A 17,798-nucleotide genomic window follows, 5' to 3' on the forward strand; every position below is an offset into this window, starting at 1 on the left:
CCAGCGGCCGTTGTGCCGACATTAGTGCCCCGGTTTACCGGGTTGCCACGAGGCGCCCTTTGGGGGCGCCTCGCAGAGTTTTAATGGGTGGCTTAGTTCAGCCAGCCTTTTTCTTGATAGTACTTTTCAGCACCCGGGTGCAGCGGGGCCGAAAGGCCATCCTTGATCATTTCTTCCGGTGTCAGGTTGGCAAACGCAGGGTGCAATTTCTTGAAGTCATCGAAGTTTTCGAAGACCGAGGAAACCAGCGTATACACCGCTTCGTCCGACACATTCGCCGAAGTCACCAGAGTTGCGCCGACACCAAATGTGCTTACGTCGTCCGGGTTGCCACGGTAGGTGCCGCCTTTGATGGTGGCTTTGCGGTAGAACGTGTTTTCATCGACCAGACGATCAATTCCGGCACCTTCAACACTGACCAGAACCGAGTCACAGGCAGTGGTTGCTTCCTGGATCGAACCCGACGGGTGACCAACGGTGTAGACCATGGCATCGATCTGGTTGTCGCACAGAGCGGCGGACTGTTCGGCAGCCTTGAGTTCGGTTGCAAGCTCAAAGTCCTGCATGCCCCACTCTTTCATGCCCATCACCACTTCCATGGTGCCGCGCTGACCGGAACCAGGGTTGCCCACATTCACCCGCTTTCCCTTGAGGTCATCAAAGGTGGTGATCCCGGAATCGGCACGCGCTACGACGGTAAAGGGTTCGGGGTGGATCGAGAACACTGCGCGCAGGTCTTCGAACTTGCCCGCATCCTGAAACTTGGACGAGCCGTTATACGCGTGGAACTGCCAGTCGGACTGTGCCACACCAAACTCCAGCTCACCTTCGCGGATGGTGTTGATATTATAGACAGATCCCCCTGTCGATTCGACCGAACAGCGAACGCCGTGTTCCTTGCGGCCCTTGTTGACCAGACGGCAGACAGCGCCACCGGTCGGATAATAAACGCCGGTTACACCGCCGGTACCGATGGTGATGAACTCTTCCGCGTAAGCGGCCGGTGCCATGAACGCCGCCGTTACAATGGCGCCGAGGCTAAGCTTGCTGCTATTTTTCATTTAAGTACTCCCAGGTATTTATTCAGTGGACGGAAGAACGACTTTGGCGACCTGTCCGGCCCATCCGAGATGGAGGCCAATACAGATCAAACGCGCACCATTCAATGGCGCAAACGCCTGAAATTCCTTTCTCTCCCGACAGTTCAAGGGTTTCATTCAGATACCTGCATTGTCAAGGCTCGGTCCGACGCAGACCGCCCAAAGAAGCAGATTTGACGAACAGGCAGGAACATTCCCCCCGAAACCACCTGACCTGACAGGGATCAAAACAAGGCGCCAAACAGGAATACACCATACTACCCGCGCAACTCAGGCACGAAGTGCTTTGCTGCCAGTGGCGCCACTTTTTTCCTTTTGCCACACGATTTGTGAACAAAAGAGCGTCGCAATCCCGAGACGTTTACAAACAACGCGATCGCCGTGTTTCGCTTCAAGACGACGGCCTGAACATGGGTACTCCTGTTCGTTCAATGCAGCTTCAAGCACGTCAGTCTATCCAAAATCGAAAGTGTCGATGTCAACGGAACAACCGCCATATTCAAGCTCTGAGTTTTGCGGGTGTTAAGCAAACTGATGGTGGCTAGAGCACCCGTGCCATTCACGCCTTGTACGCCGCCAAAAAGGGATGGCAACTCTGTGCCGGGTACCGGCATTTTTAGCCCAAGCGCCTTGCTTCTGGCACCGACTTTCTGACAGATACGGCGCAGACGTGCTTATCGTCCCCGAAGATTGCCAGAAATATGAAAGCGCTCAATGCATCGAAAATTGATTTTTCTTCACCTGCCCAAAACGGGTGGCACAAGTCTAACTTCTATGCTTTCCAATCACTTTGACGCAGCTCAGGTATGCCCAAAACGGGTCAATGACCTGATGACGTTGGAGGATGGTGAACTTTCCAAATACCAGTTCTTCTCGGGGCATTATAAGCTGGCAGAGATACCTGCAGCGCTTAGAGATCAGGATATAGTTTCGATTTTTCGCAACCCGAGGGATCGACTGCTTTCCACCTACTACTACCATCGTTCCCTTAGTTGGGATTTCATAGAAGAACGCGGTTTAGAACGCGCCAAACGAGCCAAAAAGAACGATCTTCTAACTTGGTTGCGTGAGATCCAGGATGACGACAATTTGTGCAACACAATGGCGCGTGCAATTGTCGTGCCTCCGTCAGGGGCAACCTACGAGGACATGTCGGACAGCGAAAAAGTCGAAAACGCATTCGACAAAGTTGATAAGTTAAGCGCAATAGGAATATTTGAGTATTACGATGTTTCCGCTGCACTAATTTTTCAATCGCTGGGTTTAGAACATCCGGACAGGTTGAAACATCTCCAGGTAAACCCAAACACAAAGAAAGCTGGCAAGATAGCGTCAGGAGCTGAAGCCTCGGCGACTAAACGCTATGAAATAACTGAAGATATCGAAGCTGAACTCAACCGGCTAACGAAGTTGGATCATCAACTCTATGACTACGCCAAGAAGCAGTTTTTTGTTCGCCTCAGCGAAGATGCGTTGAAGTTGGTACAAGCCATTTCCAAAAAGCAGGAAGAAACTGCCAATGAGCGTGACATAGCTGTAGCACAGCGCAACAAAGCTGCTGAAGAACGCAACAAAGCAACCGCAGAGCGTGACCAAGCCAAGGCAGAGCGTGACAAGGCAGCGGCAGAGCGTGACAGAGTGACTGCAGAGCGTGACCACGCAAAAAGATACCCTTGGAAAAATCTAAGTCACGCCGCGAAACTTCGCCTGAAGCGTTTTTCGTAAGTAATAAATGGCATTCTAATCGGCTGATCAACCTGAACTGAGTGTTCAAAATCGACTGTTGGTCTTTGATCCATCCGCGCTCTGACTTCGGGCGTTATTGGCAACAGCCCAAGTCTTGACGTGATCGCAGTAAAGCTGACGGACATGGACCATCAGAGAGTCACATGTCACGACCGCAGAGAGGACCTGCACCGAGGGCAACGCCGAAGAATTGGTTAGCCGTTCTCTCTCGGGTGTTCCCTGAATGTGCCCGGAATGCTTGTCCTTGAAGGATCCGAAAGCGCACCTTGGCCCTTCCCGTTACCGGTAGTGGTCTTTCGGCAATACCATCATAACATCGACCACACGACAAAGGCTCGTCATTCCGCTTCAGTCGACAGTAAGTGGGTTTTGATCCGTTGGTAGCCATATCCGATATGGGTTCGCTGTATAAACCCGATGGCAGTGACATCGCCTAGGTCCAGCGCGGTGTTGATCTCGCTAAGTTCCGCTACTAGCGCCAGTGCCATTTCCGAGCCTCTTTGGTTTCCGACCCGATTCCAGGTACTGGCCGCCTGACAATAGGTCTGCCACCAAAATGACCTTAACGTACCGTTGCCGATCAGACTGGTGATCAGCACATGCAGGCAATGATTGACCTCGATGTATCGCCGGGAATCGAAAGCATTGCACAACGCTTTCGCGTCCTGCAGCAATGTCTGTCCGATCTCGCAATCTGTCTCGGTGATGACGCGGGGTGACATGGTGCCGATCAACGGCGCAAGCTCCAGCCGCATGTCATAAACATGACGGATTTGCGTGGCTGACAGTGCGACCACGACCGTACCCACCCCATTACGGGTTTCCACCAGCCCCAGATGACTGATCCGGCTGATCGCATCGCGTATCGGAGTTCTGCTGACGCCAAATTCAGCAGCCAGTTCAGCCTCTTTCAGTTGTTCGCCTGGCGGGTATTCCAGAAAACAAATCCGCTTTAAAACTTCGGTCTGGATGGCTTCGGCCGTACTTTTGATTTCTCTTGCGGTGGTATTTTGAGAGAGGGGCATATGATCTCCTTTGCGTTAGGTGCATACACCATTGGCGAACTGACGGCAATATTTGAAACTAAGTATAAGTTTGACTCCCAAGCTGTGTACAGCTTAAGCATTTAGAGATACCTCTCCAGCCCCCAATCGAGGAAACACAAATGCTCGACGAAGCCAAAACCCGCACCCTCACCCTTCAGGCCCGGATGAAAGATCTGGGTATCCAGCGGGCCGTTTTTACGGATGAAAGCTCCATCGCTTACCTCGCAGGGTTTTGGGGTTATTTGGGTATCGAATTTGGTCGCCCCTCGATGTTAGTCATAAATGCCGATGAGGCGCCCATCGTGATCACCCCGCTGATGGAAAGCGAAATGGTGGGCGCGATGACCTGGGTCGAGGATGTTCGGACTTGGGAAGATATGGGGCAACGCACGTGGGGCCGCGCCCTTGCCAGAGCCCTAGGTGATAATCCGGGTGACATCTGGGTGGAGCGCGGCAGCATCCCCGCAATTGTGCGCAATCATTTGGATGAGACCTATCCGGGGGTGCCGATCAAAGACATCTCACCGATACTGGGAGCCATGCGGATGATCAAAACTCCCTTTGAAATTCAGGTGATGAAAGAAGCAGGCCAGATCGCTGGCGCAATGATGAAAGCCGCTCATGACAGCTTGCAGGAGGGTGCTCCGGAGTATGAGAGTGCACTGGCCGTTATTGAGGCCGGATCGCGCAAGGCTGCCACGTTTCTGACGGATAAAGGCTGGGACAGATTTGTCTCGCCGATGATCCACAACCTGCAAATCCTGCAAAGCGGCAAGGACACTTCCATGGTGCACCGCCGCGCCTCGATGCGTCGATATCAGCGCGCCGACCCGGTCTATTTCTGCTTTTGCAACATGGCGCAGTTCAAACAATACAAACTGGGTTTCGACCGGATGTTCCACATCGGTGAAGTGCGCGATGATGCCGCCCGAGTTCAAGAAGCCGCCATTGACGCCCAACAAGCTGCAATCGCCTCTATTCGCCCTGGGGTCGAAGCGCAACAAGTGGCTGCAGCCGCCAATGAGATCTATGCCCAACGGGGATATCAGACCGGATATCGCACGGGGCGATCCATTGGTGTGGCCTATCTTGAGGCGCCCGAGCTTAAAACCGGCGACACCACCATTCTGCAACCGGGCATGACCTTTGCAGTGGATGGGGGCATCTCTATCGATGGGGTGACCGCGGGGCGTATCGGCGATTCCGTCGTGGTGACGGAGACGGGATTTGACTACATCACCGAATATCCCCGCACATTGTTGGTCACGGACAACTAAGGATGGGCCGTGTGTTTCGACTTGCGGTTGGACAATCGCCAGCAGAATTGGCCACGGTGCATGATCGGCTGGATTGGCTGTCGAGGGTGATGCCCGAGGTCGCCGCCGAGCAGGCTGACCTTCTGGTGCTGCCCGAGCTTTTTGCCAGTGGCTATCATATCGGCGATCAGGTCGTCGCGCGGGCCGAACCTGCTGATGGTCCTATTTCTCGGGCCATTGCGACACTTGCCAAGGAACACGACCTCGCAATCCACTATGGGTTTCCTGAATCTGACGGGGAAGCGATCTTTAACGCGGCACAATGCATCGGGCCGGACGGTACACGCTTGGGCGGGCATCGTAAGCTCGTCATTCCGCCGGGATTCGAAGGAAATTACTTCACCCCCGGTCGAGGTTGTACGCTGTTTTCATACCGCGACGTGCGGATTGCGACGCTGATTTGCTATGATGCAGAATTCCCGGAAACGGCGCGGCATGTGGCCTCAATGGGAGCAGAGCTTGTCATCGTGCCCACCGCACTAGGGGCTCAGTGGGAGTGGGTTTCGCAACGCATGATTCCAACCCGCGCTTTTGAGAACGGTGTGTATCTTGCGTACGCCAACAGCGCTGGCAGCGAAAACGGCATGGCCTTTCTGGGCCAAAGCCTTATTGCAACCCCAGATGGGCGGGAACTGGCACGCGCAAAGGCGCAACCCGAAATCATCTATGGCAATTTGCACCTAGACAAAGTGTCAGTCGCACAAGCAAGGCTTCCTTATCTAGTGGACCGCGAAGCGCTAGGACCAGACGTTCTCTAACTCTTGCCGAACGTCAGCTTCGTCCGCTCAGCCGTCACCCTGATAGAAGGGTAGATCAGAACCAAACCCGATGCTGTAATCATCATACCTCGCTGAATATTGCGCAGCAGTAGATTTGAATAGCTCGTCATGTTTTTTGATCTCTGACGCGCTAGGGATGAAGCTCACTTCGGCTTCGATCTCATGAGGATATTGATCACCCTCTTCATCCGTTTCATGTGTGACCACGTAGCCTTTTTCAGACAATTCTTTTGCCACAATATCTGCATCCCGCCGGCTCTTGAAGGCAAGGTAAAACGTGAAAGGAACAGGTTGCGATAAGTCGAGACCATGTTCTTCTGCAGACTTCAACATTTGCTCATCTGAGGGTTTAAAAAAGTGATCCTGAATCGAGCTCAGCCGATCCTGGATAAGCGCCCATAAAGCCATCACTCCACACCTTTCTTGGAACCGCATTCCTATCGAATTTAACTGTTGAGACAAAAGAAAATGTTCTGAGCGCGCGGCGGGCCAGGCAGGTGCCTGAATGATCCCGGCATCTGAGAAATCTGATACAGAAGTTTGTCTACTTGCCTTGGGTGCCGGATCAGACCCAAATTGCGGAGGTTCCTAATTGCAAAGCAATCTGCGGCAGCCTCATTTCCGCCGACAACATGGTGCGCGCATTCATGCAAGAACCAAAACTGACCCACCAAAGGCGGAACGCGGCTAAAAAATCCCGGACCCAAAACGATTATTGGATAGCCATTGTTCATTGCACGCCCGATGTTGTGATCAACGCTGGGGTCAATGAAGATCGCCGCCCTTTGCCCTGAGCTTGACGTACAGTGCATCGGAACTCCACCGATATCTACGTATCCAAGTGGACCTTGCTGTGCTTGAGCAAGGGAATAGAAAAAGAGATTTGTCGTAATAAAAGCTGCAATAACAATGAATTTTGACAACTGGTTTTCCTCCCTATTGTGAACTTTCGAATGTCTGCGGTGAGCCCGAAGCAAACACTTAATTGACTTTAGCCTCTTACTCTGCGGCGAACGACCAAACTGAGTTCAATCAGCGATTTTAGTTTACCCGTGCCGTGGACTTCACCAATTTGAAGCCAAGCATTCGTGGGTCCCCGTGCTACCAAATGGCTTATCGGAAGATTCTTTTGATAAAGTTCCCCAAAAGCTAACTTGCAGCGGCAAAATATATTCTTTGTACGTGGGGCTATGACAGCACTCGCCAATCACGAGACCGTCAATTGCAAGAAGTATGTAACTGAGCCTCGTTCATCGGCACGTGGCTCGCCGTGAGACTTTGGGAAACAGGGCTACAAACGCGCCATCTGCATATGGCTCAGCCAGAGAAGATCAGACATGTCACCGCTCGTTCTTCGAACGATGAATCACGCCTCAAAACGGATATCAATGCGCCCCAAACCTAGTTTTCAAACGCCGCATCAAAACCCCAGATTTGCTGCAGATAGCCTATAGTCGCTTCAGACGCCTTTTTGTTTAACGGCACACCGTTGCGCACGGAATGATTTAGCCTGAGGTGACGATCGCCCATCAAGTCCACATCAACAATCTGAATATCGGGATCGTGTTCCGAAACGTCGAAACTGTGCGCCAGGGTGTCGCGCACCTGGTGATAACCGCGCTCGTCATGAATTGCGTCGACGGTGTAGAAAGGTTTCCCCTCTTCATCGGTCAGCGAAAACATGCGGAACCGGCGCATGACATTTGGGCTGAGGAACTGCTGCACGAAACTCTCGTCCCGATAGTTGGCCCAGGCATCCTTCAATACATCCCGCCACGCGCCGCTACCCGCTATGTCCGGGAACCATTCCCGGTCCTCCTCGGTTGGGTCGGTGCAGATGCGCTTGATATCCTGCATCATCGCGAAACCCAGCGCATAAGGGTTGAGCCCCATTGCGTTCGGAGCGTCAAAGTCGGGCTGCGTAAGCACATTGGTATGGCTATGCAAAATTTCGAGCATGGCTCCATCCGTCAGCAGACCGGTGCGGTGCAACTCGTTGGTGATATAATAATGGACGAAGCACGCACATCCTTCGTTCATCACTTTTGTCTGGCGCTGCGGGTAGAAGTACTGTGCGATGTTTCGAACGATACGCAGAACTTCACGTTGCCAAGACTTCAGAACCGGGCTGTGACGTTCGACGAAATAGAGCAGATTTTCTTCTGGCAACCCCATTTCTCGCTTACGTTTTTGCGCCTCTTCATCGGTTTTCGACGATTGTGTGGGGTGATCGAAAGCGTCCCACAGGTAGTGTACCGCCCGTTCCTCTTCGATGCGCCGCTCACGCTGTCGGATTCTCTCGTCCGCAAGCGATGAGTGGGGGGGGCGTCTGTGTCGGAAAACGCTCGATGGCATAAGCGCGTGGGCAGCGTCGAGTAGTTTCTCAACCTCGCGTTCCCCGTGCTGTTCTTCGCATTGGGCAATAAAACCACGCGCGTAGTCGAGGTAGTCGAGAATACCCTGCGCATCGCTCCACTGGCGAAACAGGTGATTGTTCTTGAAGAAATGATTGTGCCCGAAGGCCGCGTGGGCAATCACAAGGACCTGAAGCGCCATCGTGTTGTCTTCGAGGCAGTACGAAATACAGGGATCGGAATTGATCACGATCTCATAGGCAAGACCGTTTGCGCCTTTGCTGTAGGCTTTCTCTTCGTGAACGAAACGCTTGCCGAAGGACCAGTGCCGATACATGAGCGGCATCCCAGTCGACGAATAGGCATCCAGCATTTGCTGATACGAGATGATTTCTATCTGGTTGGGATAGACGTCAAGTTCGAGATCATCAATCGCTACGCGCTCGATCGCGTCATAGCTGCGGTGGATGGTATCGAAATCCCATTCCGCGCCTTCAAACAATGACGTCCTAGCTTCTGCCTGTTCAGCCATTGGAAACTCCGTTCCTCTTGCGTGCAAACAGCTCGTGCAGAACAGGGTAGATATCACTGGCGCGCGCGATCCGTTTCATGGCGAAGTTTGGCCAAGCCTCTGCGACCTGTCGGTACGAGCGCCAAAGCTCCATACCATTGTCTTCGCTGTTCATCAGATTGGCTTCGGTCTCGTCGACGATCTCCGTATAGGCGAAGTATTGGCAGCCCTTCATCAGATCACTGTTCAGCAGGTCGGCGCACAGTTGGGAATCTCCGCTGAAATTCTCACCATCTGATGCTTGCGCGGCATAGATATTCCACAGTGCGGACGGGTAGCGGGCTTCGATTATCTTTTTCATCTCGTTGAGCGCGCTGCTCACGACCGTACCGCCGGTTTGGCGGGAGTGAAAGAAAGTGTCTTCGTCGACTTCCGCGGCGATCTGGGTGTGGCGGATGAACACGAGTTCGATCTTGTCGTAGCGTTGCTTGAGGAAAAGATGCAACAGGACGAAGAACTGCTTAGCAAGGCTCTTCTCCCGCTCTCCCATCGAGGCTGAAACGTCCATTAAGCAAAACATCACCGCGTTTGCCGCCGGCTCGGGGCGCATCTCGAAATACTTGTAACGTACGTCCAGAGGGTCAATGTAGGGAATGATCTGGCGTCGCCTTAGCATCTTGTCGAGCTGCTCGCGCAGTAAATGCTTTTCCGCCTTTCGCGCCGCATCTGGCTTTTCCAGAGCCTCCAGTTCTTCAACCTGTTGCGTGAGAGCCTGTATCTCGGCATTTGTTGGGCGCCGCATAGCAAGACGTCGGCCGAACGCATTACGCATCGTCCGCGAAACACTGAGGTTGGCGGGTGTCCCGGCGGCGGTATAGCCCATGCGATGCGGTTTGGAGACCGCAACCTCTTTCAGACTGCGTTTGACCATGTCGGGCAGTTCGAGATCTTCAAAAAACAGGGAGAGAAATTCGTCCCGCGACAGAACGAACATGAACTCGTCCTCGCCCTCTCCATCCGGCGCGCCCTCACGTCCACCTTGTCCACTCTGGCCCGATGGAGGTTTCTTGAGCCGGTCACCAGCCTTGAACTTCTTGTTTCCGGTCAGAACCCGGTGTCTGGACCCACCTTTGCTGTCATGTTGAAAATGCGGTTCTCCGATCCCTTCTGATGGTACCGAGATGTTTTCCTGCTGGCCGACATCGGCGATTTTTCGGCGCCGCACGCTTTCGTCAACTGCCTCTTTGACGGCGGAACGAACCCGGCGCAAAAACCGCCTACGGTTCCCGAGGTTCTTATCCTTGGGGTTTAGCCTTCGGTCGATGAAATGGGCCATTTGAGCATAGACTCCTCATCCTGCCTTGTTGACCCGCATGTACCATTCAACCAGGCGCCTGACCTGACGGCGCGTGTAGCCGCGGCCGATCATGCGATCAATAAACTCGTTATGCTTGGCTTCGGTTTCCTTGTCCCGCTTGGCGCCAAAGCTGATGACCGGCAACAAGTCCTGGATCTGACCGAACATGCGCTTTTCGATCACGCGTCTCAGCTTCTCATATTTGCGCCAATCCGGGTTGCGACCGCGATTGTTGGCCCGCGCACGCAGCACGAATTTGACCACTTCGTTTCGGAAATCCTTGTGGTTGGAAACTCCGGCCGGTTTTTCGATCTTTTCAAGCTCCTGCTCCAGAACGCCGCGATTGAGAATCTGGCCGGTATCCGGATCTTTGAAGTCCTGATCTTCGATCCAGGCATCAGCATAGGCGATGTATCTGTCGAAAAGGTTCTGACCAAAGTCAGAATAGGATTCCAGATAGGCTTTTTGAATCTCGTTACCAATGAATTCCGCGTAGCGCGGCGACAAATCGTCTTTCATGAACGACAAGTACCGGCTTTCAACCTCGTCGGGGAATTGTTCGCGTTTCACAGCCTGTTCAAGAACATAGAGCAGATGAACCGGATCGGCACCCACCTCCTCGGTGTCGTGGTTGAAGGTCTCGGACAGTACTTTGAACGCAAAGCGGGTGGATGTGCCCGTCATTCCCTCGTCCACCCCGGCCGCATCCCGATATTCCTGCACTGACCGCGCTTTGGGATCGGTATCCTTCAGGGTTTCACCGTCATAGACGCGAAGCTTGGAAAATGTTGGCGAGTTTTCATGCTCTTTCAGCCGTGTCAAAACACTGAACTGGCTCAGGATGGACAGCGTTTCCGGCGCACAGGGGGATTCGCCAAGGCTGCTTTCCTCGAGCAACTTTTCGTAAATTCGGGCTTCGTCCGAGGCACGCAGGCAATAGGGAACCTTGACCAGACTGATCCGATCCAGAAAGGCCTCGTTGTTCTTGTTGTTTTTGAACTGCTGCCATTCAGCTTCGTTCGAATGCGCAACTATTATACCCTGGAAGGGGAAAGCGCCGATGTTCTCTGTGCCCGCATAAGACCCCTCCTGCGTAGCGGTCAGCAAGGGGTGCAGCACCTTGATTGGCGCTTTGAACATCTCCACGAATTCCATCAAGCCTTGCGTGGTGCGGTTCAGAGCGCCGGAATAGGAGTAAGCATCCGGGTCGTTCTGGCTAAATTCCTCCAGCTTGCGTATATCGAGTTTTCCGACAAGCGAAGAAATGTCCTGATTGTTTTCGTCGCCCGGTTCGGTTTTCGCAACGCAAATCTGACGCAGTTTCGACGGGTAGAGTTTCACAACCGAAAATTGGGAAATATCACCATCAAATTCCTGCAGGCGCTTGACAGCCCAGGGCGAAATCAACCCGTTCAACAACCGTTTGGGGATGTTGTACTTGTTCTCCAGCAGATCCCCCATCCGCGCACGGTCGAAAAGGCCAAGCGGAGACTCGAAGATTGGGCTGATCTGGTCACCCGCCTTCAGCACGTAAATCGGCTGCCGCTCCATAAGGTTCTTGAGGATCTCGGCAAGCGTTGATTTGCCCCCACCGACCGGACCCAACAGATAGAGGATTTGCTTGCGTTCCTCGAGGCCCTGGCTGGCATGGCGGAAAAAACCGACAATTCGCTCAATGGTTTCCTCGACGCCATAGATGTCTTGGAAGGGTTTGTATCGTTTGATTGTACGGTTAAGAAAAATGCGACTGAGCCGAGCCTCTTGACTGGTATCGACAAGCTCTGGTTCGTCAATTGCGGCAACCATCCGCTCGGCGGCGGTAGCCCGCATCGTTGGATTTTCACGACATTCCAGCAAATAGTCCTGCAATGTCATTTCGATGAGCTTTGTCCGCCCATACTCTTCTGCAAACTGCTCGAAAATCTCCATTTTAAAAGTTCCTCTAGGTTTCGTTCTCCTTCGTCCCAGCGCGCTAAGTTCATCCTAGTCTACCACAAAATTGGTCCGTAATTGTCTAATTTCTAATCACAATTTGTTTCCCGTCCGTTGCCCAGTTGAAACAAGTGCTCCTTGAAGCCTGCAATAGCCGCCACCGCGCGACCCTTTTTTGCCGCCTTGGTCGCGCCGATGTTCCACCCTCGTTATGGGTTTGCCCGACCGGTAAGCAGACGCCGTATTCTGAATTCTGACAGCCCAGGAAGCTTGGGTTGCACTTGAACTGGCTGCAGGCTCAGTCGTGACACTTACCGGTGAACCTAAGCGAGCCGTTGGGCTACTATGACTTTAGAAAATCGTTTCGCGCCTGGCGTAAGGATCTGGCGGCCAACGCTAAACCTTATGTTCTGCGCGGCCTGCGAAAACCCGCAATTATCCGGCTGGCCGAGGCTGGATGTTCAGAAGCTGAAATTCAGGCCGTCACAAACCAAAGTGCCAAAATGGTCGCTTGTTATCGCCACAAGGCGGATCGTCGCTGGTTGTCCAAGGCCGCGCAGTCACGCCGAATCTGAGGCTAGAACAGAATAGGACTAGGACGTGAAAGTGTTAGTAAATGTAATCGCCCCTAAACTCACTAGAGCGGAAAATGCGATTATCCCATTAAAATCAGTGGTGCCCAAGGAGAGACTCGAACTCTCACGCCCGTGAAGGCGGGGGATTTTGAATCCCCTGCGTCTACCATTCCGCCACTTGGGCCACGATCACTGGATTAGCGTCCACAGGCAGTAAGGTCCAGAGGCAAAAGCACAGAATTCAGACCTGATTTCGATCCAGAGTGGTTGACGCTTTGCTGACCTCATGATTTGGCTTAACGCAACAGTTTCAAGGATTGCGCATCAGATGTTGCGAGCACTTTATGACCGGACGATTCGTCTGGCCGAGCATCCACACGCCATGTGGGCGTTGGCTGTCGTCGCTTTTGTCGAAAGTTCATTTTTTCCGATTCCTCCGGACGTGCTGATGATTCCAATGATTCTCGCCCGTCCGTCCAAAGCGTGGTTGATCGCGACCGTCGCTTTGGTCGCGTCGGTTCTGGGTGGGCTTTTGGGATACGCGATCGGAGCGTTTTTCTATGAAAGCGTCGGCCAACCCATCCTCGAGTCGATGGGCAAGGCGCATGCAATGGAAGAATTCAATGAGCGTTTTAACGACTTTGGGTTCTGGGCTGTTCTGACCGCCGGAGTAACGCCATTCCCCTACAAGGTGATCACGATCATGTCCGGGTGGACAGGAATGCCACTTGGAACATTTGTCGCGACTTCCATCCTGGCCCGAGCGCTCCGGTTCTTCGTTGTCGCAGGATTGCTCTGGGGTTTCGGAGAGCCTATCCGCGATTTCATTGAAAAGCGTCTGGGTTTGGTCTTTACAGTCTTCATCGTCCTCCTGATCGGAGGCTTTGCGGTGGTACGTTATCTATGACAAATCGAAATAAGCTGGTTCTGCTTGCGGCGCTGGGTTCTGCCGCGATGTTGCTGAGCGCGTGGGGGTTTCAGTATCTGGGTGGTCTTGCGCCGTGCAAGATGTGTATCTGGCAGCGCTATCCCCATGCAGCTGCCGCCGTCATCGGCGTTGTCGCGCTGGCTGCACCGAAACTTCGGATTTTGCCCGCTCTGGGCGCTCTTGCTGCATTGACCACCGCTGCGGTCGGTCTGTTTCACGCAGGTGTAGAACGCGGCTGGTGGGAAGGCCCGTCCACATGCACGTCCGGTGATATTGGCGGACTGACACCGCAACAGTTGATGGATCAGATATTGGCGGCGCCGCTGGTCAGATGCGACGAAATTCCGTGGGAATTGTTTGGAGTGTCGATGGCCGGTTGGAATGCGCTGGTGTCAATGGGCTTGGTTCTTGTGTGGATCGCAGCCTGGAAAAGCAACTGAAGCTACTGCGCGTCCAGTTCAGCATCCCAGTACAAAAAGTCCATCCAGCTCTCATGCAGGTGGTTGGGCGGGAATTTACGGCCCACATTTTGCAGTTCTTCAGCCTCGGGCTGCCTCGGCGGTTTGCGTAATGCCATTCCAGCCTGCCGCAACGACTTTGAACCCTTGCGCAGGTTGCAGGGGCTGCAAGCCGCAACAACGTTTTGCCAGCTTGTTACACCGCCCGCCGCGCGAGGGACGACATGGTCAAAGGTCAGATCCCCCCTGCTGCCGCAGTACTGACAACAGAATTCGTCCCGCAGAAATAAATTAAAGCGCGTGAAGGCCACGCGCTTTCTGGGTTTTACATAGTCCTTCAGCACAACGACCGACGGTATTCGTATCTGAGTGCTGGGGCTGCGGACTACTTCGTCATATTCGGCTACAATGTCCACGCGATCCAACCAGGCAGCCTTGATCGCCTCCTGCCAGGGCCAGAGAGATAACGGATAATACGAAAGCGGGCGGTAGTCAGCATTCAGAACCAACGCCGGATGATGTTTCAGCGCACCCGGCTCTCTGACAAATTCAGTCCTGAAATCTCCGTCCATTACAGAATCTCTCCTCGCTCTGTACTGCCCTTTTGTGACATCAGAGCGGGGAGCACCCGCCCCGGTCTTACTATGACTATATATCGTGGTAAAACTCTGACAAGCCCTGAGTTTACACAATATGTCGAAGACTGGGTAAGGCGAATCCGTAACAGATACGTGACAGTTATCCACAGGTTGCACTGTGGCCCTTCATCGGGCTATGGCGGTTTCATGTCCTGGCTTATCCGTTTCAATAAACCCTATGATGTCCTGCCCCAGTTCACTGACCGGGCAAATTCGGAATCGCCACGTCCTACGTTGTCGGATTTTATCGACCTGCCCGGTGTATATCCGGCTGGTCGTCTGGATCGGGATAGCGAGGGATTGATGCTGCTTACAGACAACGGGCGACTGCAGGCGCAAATATCGGACCCAAAGCATAAAATGGCCAAGACCTATTGGGTTCAGATCGAAAGTGAACCCGACGCCGCTGCACTTAACGCGTTGCGAAAAGGTGTCGAGCTAAAGGACGGTCTGACCCGCCCCGCCAAAGTGGAGCTGATGGATGAGCCACCTGATCTGTGGGAACGGGTACCGCCAATCAGGGTGCGCAAAACGGTTCCCGACAGCTGGATCGAACTGACGCTGCGCGAAGGACGCAACCGCCAGGTGCGCCGGATGACGGCTGCTGTGGGCCACCCTACACTACGCCTGATCCGCGCACGTATTGGCGACTGGTCACTGGATGGGCTGCAACCCGGTCAATGGGAAAGCCTTCCTTTGCCGAATCTGAACGCCGCACCTCAGCGCAAACGCGACCGACGCCCCCGCCGGTGACAGAAGGCGTTACAGTGGCTAAACTGATTTCATGAAGGTCACACCGGACATACCGGCCCCTTCCGCCATTCTGGAAGCTGCCCTCTATGTGGACGATCTGGATGCCGCCGAGCGGTTTTATGGCGAAATCCTTGGGCTGACCCAAATACAGCGCGTCGAGAACCGGCACATTTTCTATCGGGTCGGCGGCTCGGTTCTGTTGCTGTTCAACCCGGACCAAACAGAACAACCGCCAAATAACCTCGACCTGCCCGTTCCCCCACACGGATCCCGCGGCGCCGGACATGTCTGCCTTGTTTTGTCCCGGGATGAGATTGCGATCATGCGCAAACATCTATTGGACTGGAACATTCCGCTTGATGCCGAATTCGACTGGCCCGGTGGCGTTAGGTCGTTGTATGTCCGCGACCCTGCCGGAAACTCGGTCGAATTCGCCGAGGGGCATCTGTGGGATTAACGCAGGTTGAACCGCTTCGAAATCCGATTCACCGGGGTCCCGTCGCGAAGCGGTACGCCGTAAGCGACTGACATATCCCGAAATCCCATCTTGTTATAGTAACTCAAGCCCGGTGCGTTATCGGTGCGGATTGTGGCGTTAATCGATTGAAACCCCAACGAAGTCGCCACCTTGACTGTCTCGGAAAACAATGCGCGTCCTGCCCCTTTCAGGACCGGATCACGTCTGGTGAAGGTGGCGATGTCCGCGCAATCATCGGGCAGTGCTTCATGTATGCCAAGCCATTGAAATCCCGCCACTTCACCCTGCTCATCCAACACAACGTGACAGCAAATCTTGTCTACCCCATCCAGATAGCTCTGTGCGAACAGCGGTTCCGAGAACGGGATCTCAAACGCAGTCGTTCCACCAATGGCAATGATCTGGTTGAGGATGCGGCAAGCATCCGCCACATCTTCGCGCATCATCGGCCGGACGGCGATCATGGTCAGAGGCTCAATTTGTCACGCATAAATGCCAGCGCCACACTCAGCCCATCAGGTGCTATGCCGTGCCCTGTGCCTTTCATGACATGCGCATAGACCTCTTTGAAACCGGCAGTCTGCAGGGCCTCAGCGGCTTCCGGCAGCGATTGGGGCGGTACTACATCATCGGCATCACCATGCACCAGCAAAATGGGCATCCGGCTGACTACCTCATCGGCCAACAGGTCCGGTTCCAGCAAACGCCCGGAAAACGCGACGATGCCAGCCACTGGGTCTTCGCGACGTGGGGCGACGAACAGGCTCATCATTGTGCCCTGCGAGAATCCGAACAGAACAACCTGTTCCGGCAGCACATCTTCATCGACCATCAGGGCATCAAGGAAGGCATTGAAGTCTTCAACTGCCATTTCCATGCCTCGGCGGGCCTCTTCCTCGGACGAGCCATCGATCCACGGGATCGGGAACCACTGAAACCCGTTTGGCATACCGGGGATTTGCTCAGGCGCATCGGGGGCAACAAACAACGTGTCAGGCAGATGTTCACCCAGCACATCGGCCAGCCCCAGTAGGTCCGCCCCGTTGGCACCATAACCGTGCACGAATACCACGACCGAGCGCGTGTCGCCCGAAACCGGTTCTTTCCGGAGCGCGTTCAAAACCCTTGTCATCTGATCCCTTCCCTGTCCTTGGCCACGCGGTAATAGGCCCACAGGACGCGGGCCGCAACCGAACGCCAGGGTGACCATGCTTCGGCCATTTGCCGCAGTTCCTTATCAGTGGGGCGTTTTGGCAAATCGTAGAGAACGCGCGCCGCCTCTTGCAGGGCCAGGTCGCCCGGTGCGATTACATCCGCACGGCCAAGAGAAAACATCGCATAGATTTCAGCGGTCCAGACGCCAATTCCCGGCACCTCAGTGAGGGTCGCGACGACCTCTTTGTCAGAAGCACCTCGTAACGCTTTGTAATCTATACGAGCCTCAGCCAACGACCGCGCATAGCGTATCTTTTGTCGACTCAATCCTACAGCGCGCAAATCCTCGTCCGTGGCCCACATTATTTTCCGCGGCCCGGTCAGTTTGGCATCCTGCATCCTCTTCCAGATCGCATTGGCCGACGCAACGCTGACCTGCTGACTGACGATCGCGCTGAGCAATTGCGCAAATCCGTCCGGTCGACGTCGCAACGGTAAGGGGCCGGTTTGTTCCATCGCATAGGCCATGCGCGGGCAGGCACCCGCCAGCCACGTAGCGCCTTCGGTCACGCAATCCGGTGTCTCGATAATCCGACCTACGGACATATTCCCCCCTTCCGTGGATGCCTGCACGTTAGGCCCCTTTGCCGCATATGCAACCCGCTTGTGCGC

Annotated in this window: 19 protein-coding genes and 1 tRNA gene; 8 read left to right on the forward strand and 12 right to left on the reverse strand. The window is 54.1% G+C overall.

Translation table 11 applies throughout. From position 1 onward, the window contains the following. Nucleotides 1–92: 92 nt before the first annotated feature. Nucleotides 93–1,061, reverse strand: coding sequence for a TAXI family TRAP transporter solute-binding subunit (locus ACR0D6_RS19420; protein WP_170655692.1), 969 nt, complete (start codon nt 1,059–1,061; stop codon nt 93–95). Nucleotides 1,062–1,814: 753 nt separating this feature from the next. On the opposite strand from ACR0D6_RS19420, the gene ACR0D6_RS19425 reads away from it, so the two are divergent. Continuing rightward, nucleotides 1,815–2,825, forward strand: a complete 1,011-nt coding sequence (locus tag ACR0D6_RS19425; RefSeq protein WP_480766730.1) for a sulfotransferase family 2 domain-containing protein — start codon at nt 1,815–1,817, stop codon at nt 2,823–2,825. A gap of 359 nt (nt 2,826–3,184) precedes the next feature. Here the strand turns inward: ACR0D6_RS19425 and ACR0D6_RS19430 are convergent, their stop codons facing one another. Continuing rightward, the gene (locus tag ACR0D6_RS19430) at nt 3,185–3,871 is read right to left on the reverse strand and encodes a GntR family transcriptional regulator (RefSeq protein ID WP_480766731.1); all 687 of its coding nucleotides are present in this window, start codon (nt 3,869–3,871) and stop codon (nt 3,185–3,187) included. Between the two features lie 140 nt (nt 3,872–4,011). Here ACR0D6_RS19430 and ACR0D6_RS19435 point away from each other — a divergent pair, with 140 nt between their 5' ends. Together ACR0D6_RS19435 and ACR0D6_RS19440 are read left to right on the forward strand one after the other, a co-directional pair. Beyond that, nucleotides 4,012–5,169 (forward strand): M24 family metallopeptidase, encoded by a 1,158-nt coding sequence (locus ACR0D6_RS19435; RefSeq protein ID WP_170655700.1) that lies wholly within the window; start codon nt 4,012–4,014, stop codon nt 5,167–5,169. Between the two features lie 2 nt (nt 5,170–5,171). Continuing rightward, on the forward strand, nt 5,172–5,966 hold the full coding sequence (locus ACR0D6_RS19440; RefSeq protein WP_480766732.1) for a carbon-nitrogen hydrolase family protein: 795 nt from the start codon (nt 5,172–5,174) through the stop codon (nt 5,964–5,966). 27 nt (nt 5,967–5,993) lie between these two features. Here the strand turns inward: ACR0D6_RS19440 and ACR0D6_RS19445 are convergent, their stop codons facing one another. The 5 genes from ACR0D6_RS19445 to ACR0D6_RS19465 form a co-directional block, all read right to left on the reverse strand. Continuing rightward, complete coding sequence (locus ACR0D6_RS19445; RefSeq protein WP_480766733.1) at nt 5,994–6,395, reverse strand: ribonuclease E inhibitor RraB; 402 nt, start codon at nt 6,393–6,395, stop codon at nt 5,994–5,996. A gap of 38 nt (nt 6,396–6,433) precedes the next feature. Next, a complete protein-coding gene (locus ACR0D6_RS19450) occupies nt 6,434–6,910 on the reverse strand; it encodes a hypothetical protein (RefSeq protein WP_480766734.1) in 477 nt (158 codons plus the stop codon). A gap of 478 nt (nt 6,911–7,388) precedes the next feature. Next, nucleotides 7,389–8,873: a SpoVR family protein gene (locus ACR0D6_RS19455; protein WP_480766735.1), complete on the reverse strand. Its 1,485-nt coding sequence runs from the start codon at nt 8,871–8,873 to the stop codon at nt 7,389–7,391. Then, nucleotides 8,866–10,188 carry a YeaH/YhbH family protein gene (locus ACR0D6_RS19460; protein ID WP_480766736.1) on the reverse strand — a complete coding sequence of 441 codons (1,323 nt, stop codon included), beginning with the start codon at nt 10,186–10,188 and terminating at the stop codon, nt 8,866–8,868. The genes ACR0D6_RS19455 and ACR0D6_RS19460 overlap by 8 nt, the downstream gene beginning before the upstream one ends. Nucleotides 10,189–10,203: 15 nt before the next feature. Beyond that, the gene (locus ACR0D6_RS19465) at nt 10,204–12,138 is read right to left on the reverse strand and encodes a PrkA family serine protein kinase (protein WP_170655712.1); all 1,935 of its coding nucleotides are present in this window, start codon (nt 12,136–12,138) and stop codon (nt 10,204–10,206) included. A gap of 320 nt (nt 12,139–12,458) precedes the next feature. On the opposite strand from ACR0D6_RS19465, the gene ACR0D6_RS19470 reads away from it, so the two are divergent. Then, nucleotides 12,459–12,716, forward strand: a complete 258-nt coding sequence (locus ACR0D6_RS19470) for a site-specific integrase (RefSeq protein ID WP_480766737.1) — start codon at nt 12,459–12,461, stop codon at nt 12,714–12,716. Between the two features lie 98 nt (nt 12,717–12,814). Here the strand turns inward: ACR0D6_RS19470 and ACR0D6_RS19475 are convergent. Next, a tRNA-Leu gene (locus ACR0D6_RS19475) sits at nt 12,815–12,900 on the reverse strand. Between the two features lie 144 nt (nt 12,901–13,044). Here ACR0D6_RS19475 and ACR0D6_RS19480 point away from each other — a divergent pair. Then, nucleotides 13,045–13,623 (forward strand): YqaA family protein, encoded by a 579-nt coding sequence (locus ACR0D6_RS19480; RefSeq protein ID WP_170655714.1) that lies wholly within the window; start codon nt 13,045–13,047, stop codon nt 13,621–13,623. Continuing rightward, nucleotides 13,620–14,084, forward strand: a complete 465-nt coding sequence (locus tag ACR0D6_RS19485) for a disulfide bond formation protein B (RefSeq protein WP_480766738.1) — start codon at nt 13,620–13,622, stop codon at nt 14,082–14,084. Before ACR0D6_RS19480 ends, ACR0D6_RS19485 begins: the two co-directional genes overlap by 4 nt. 2 nt (nt 14,085–14,086) lie before the next feature. On the opposite strand, the gene ACR0D6_RS19490 is transcribed toward ACR0D6_RS19485, so the two are convergent. Further along, a complete protein-coding gene (locus ACR0D6_RS19490; RefSeq protein ID WP_170655718.1) occupies nt 14,087–14,674 on the reverse strand; it encodes an HNH endonuclease in 588 nt (195 codons plus the stop codon). Between the two features lie 213 nt (nt 14,675–14,887). Between ACR0D6_RS19490 and ACR0D6_RS19495 the strand changes: the two genes are divergently transcribed. Together ACR0D6_RS19495 and ACR0D6_RS19500 are read left to right on the forward strand one after the other, a co-directional pair. After that, on the forward strand, nt 14,888–15,493 hold the full coding sequence (locus tag ACR0D6_RS19495; RefSeq protein WP_480766739.1) for an rRNA large subunit pseudouridine synthase E: 606 nt from the start codon (nt 14,888–14,890) through the stop codon (nt 15,491–15,493). Nucleotides 15,494–15,524: 31 nt separating this feature from the next. Then, the gene (locus ACR0D6_RS19500) at nt 15,525–15,950 is read left to right on the forward strand and encodes a VOC family protein (protein WP_480766740.1); all 426 of its coding nucleotides are present in this window, start codon (nt 15,525–15,527) and stop codon (nt 15,948–15,950) included. Here the strand turns inward: ACR0D6_RS19500 and ACR0D6_RS19505 are convergent. Genes ACR0D6_RS19505 through ACR0D6_RS19515 form a run of 3 tightly spaced genes read right to left on the reverse strand, consistent with a single transcriptional unit; the run spans nt 15,947 to nt 17,732 of the window. Continuing rightward, the gene (locus ACR0D6_RS19505; protein WP_480766741.1) at nt 15,947–16,435 is read right to left on the reverse strand and encodes an N-acetyltransferase family protein; all 489 of its coding nucleotides are present in this window, start codon (nt 16,433–16,435) and stop codon (nt 15,947–15,949) included. The two genes, ACR0D6_RS19500 and ACR0D6_RS19505, sit on opposite strands and share 4 nt — an antisense overlap. Before the next feature lie 2 nt (nt 16,436–16,437). Then, complete coding sequence (locus tag ACR0D6_RS19510; RefSeq protein ID WP_170655724.1) at nt 16,438–17,103, reverse strand: alpha/beta fold hydrolase; 666 nt, start codon at nt 17,101–17,103, stop codon at nt 16,438–16,440. Continuing rightward, the gene (locus ACR0D6_RS19515; protein WP_480766742.1) at nt 17,100–17,732 is read right to left on the reverse strand and encodes a DNA-3-methyladenine glycosylase family protein; all 633 of its coding nucleotides are present in this window, start codon (nt 17,730–17,732) and stop codon (nt 17,100–17,102) included. Before ACR0D6_RS19515 ends, ACR0D6_RS19510 begins: the two co-directional genes overlap by 4 nt. Nucleotides 17,733–17,798 lie beyond the last annotated feature (66 nt).

Source organism: Ruegeria sp. BJ6 (assembly GCF_056537885.1).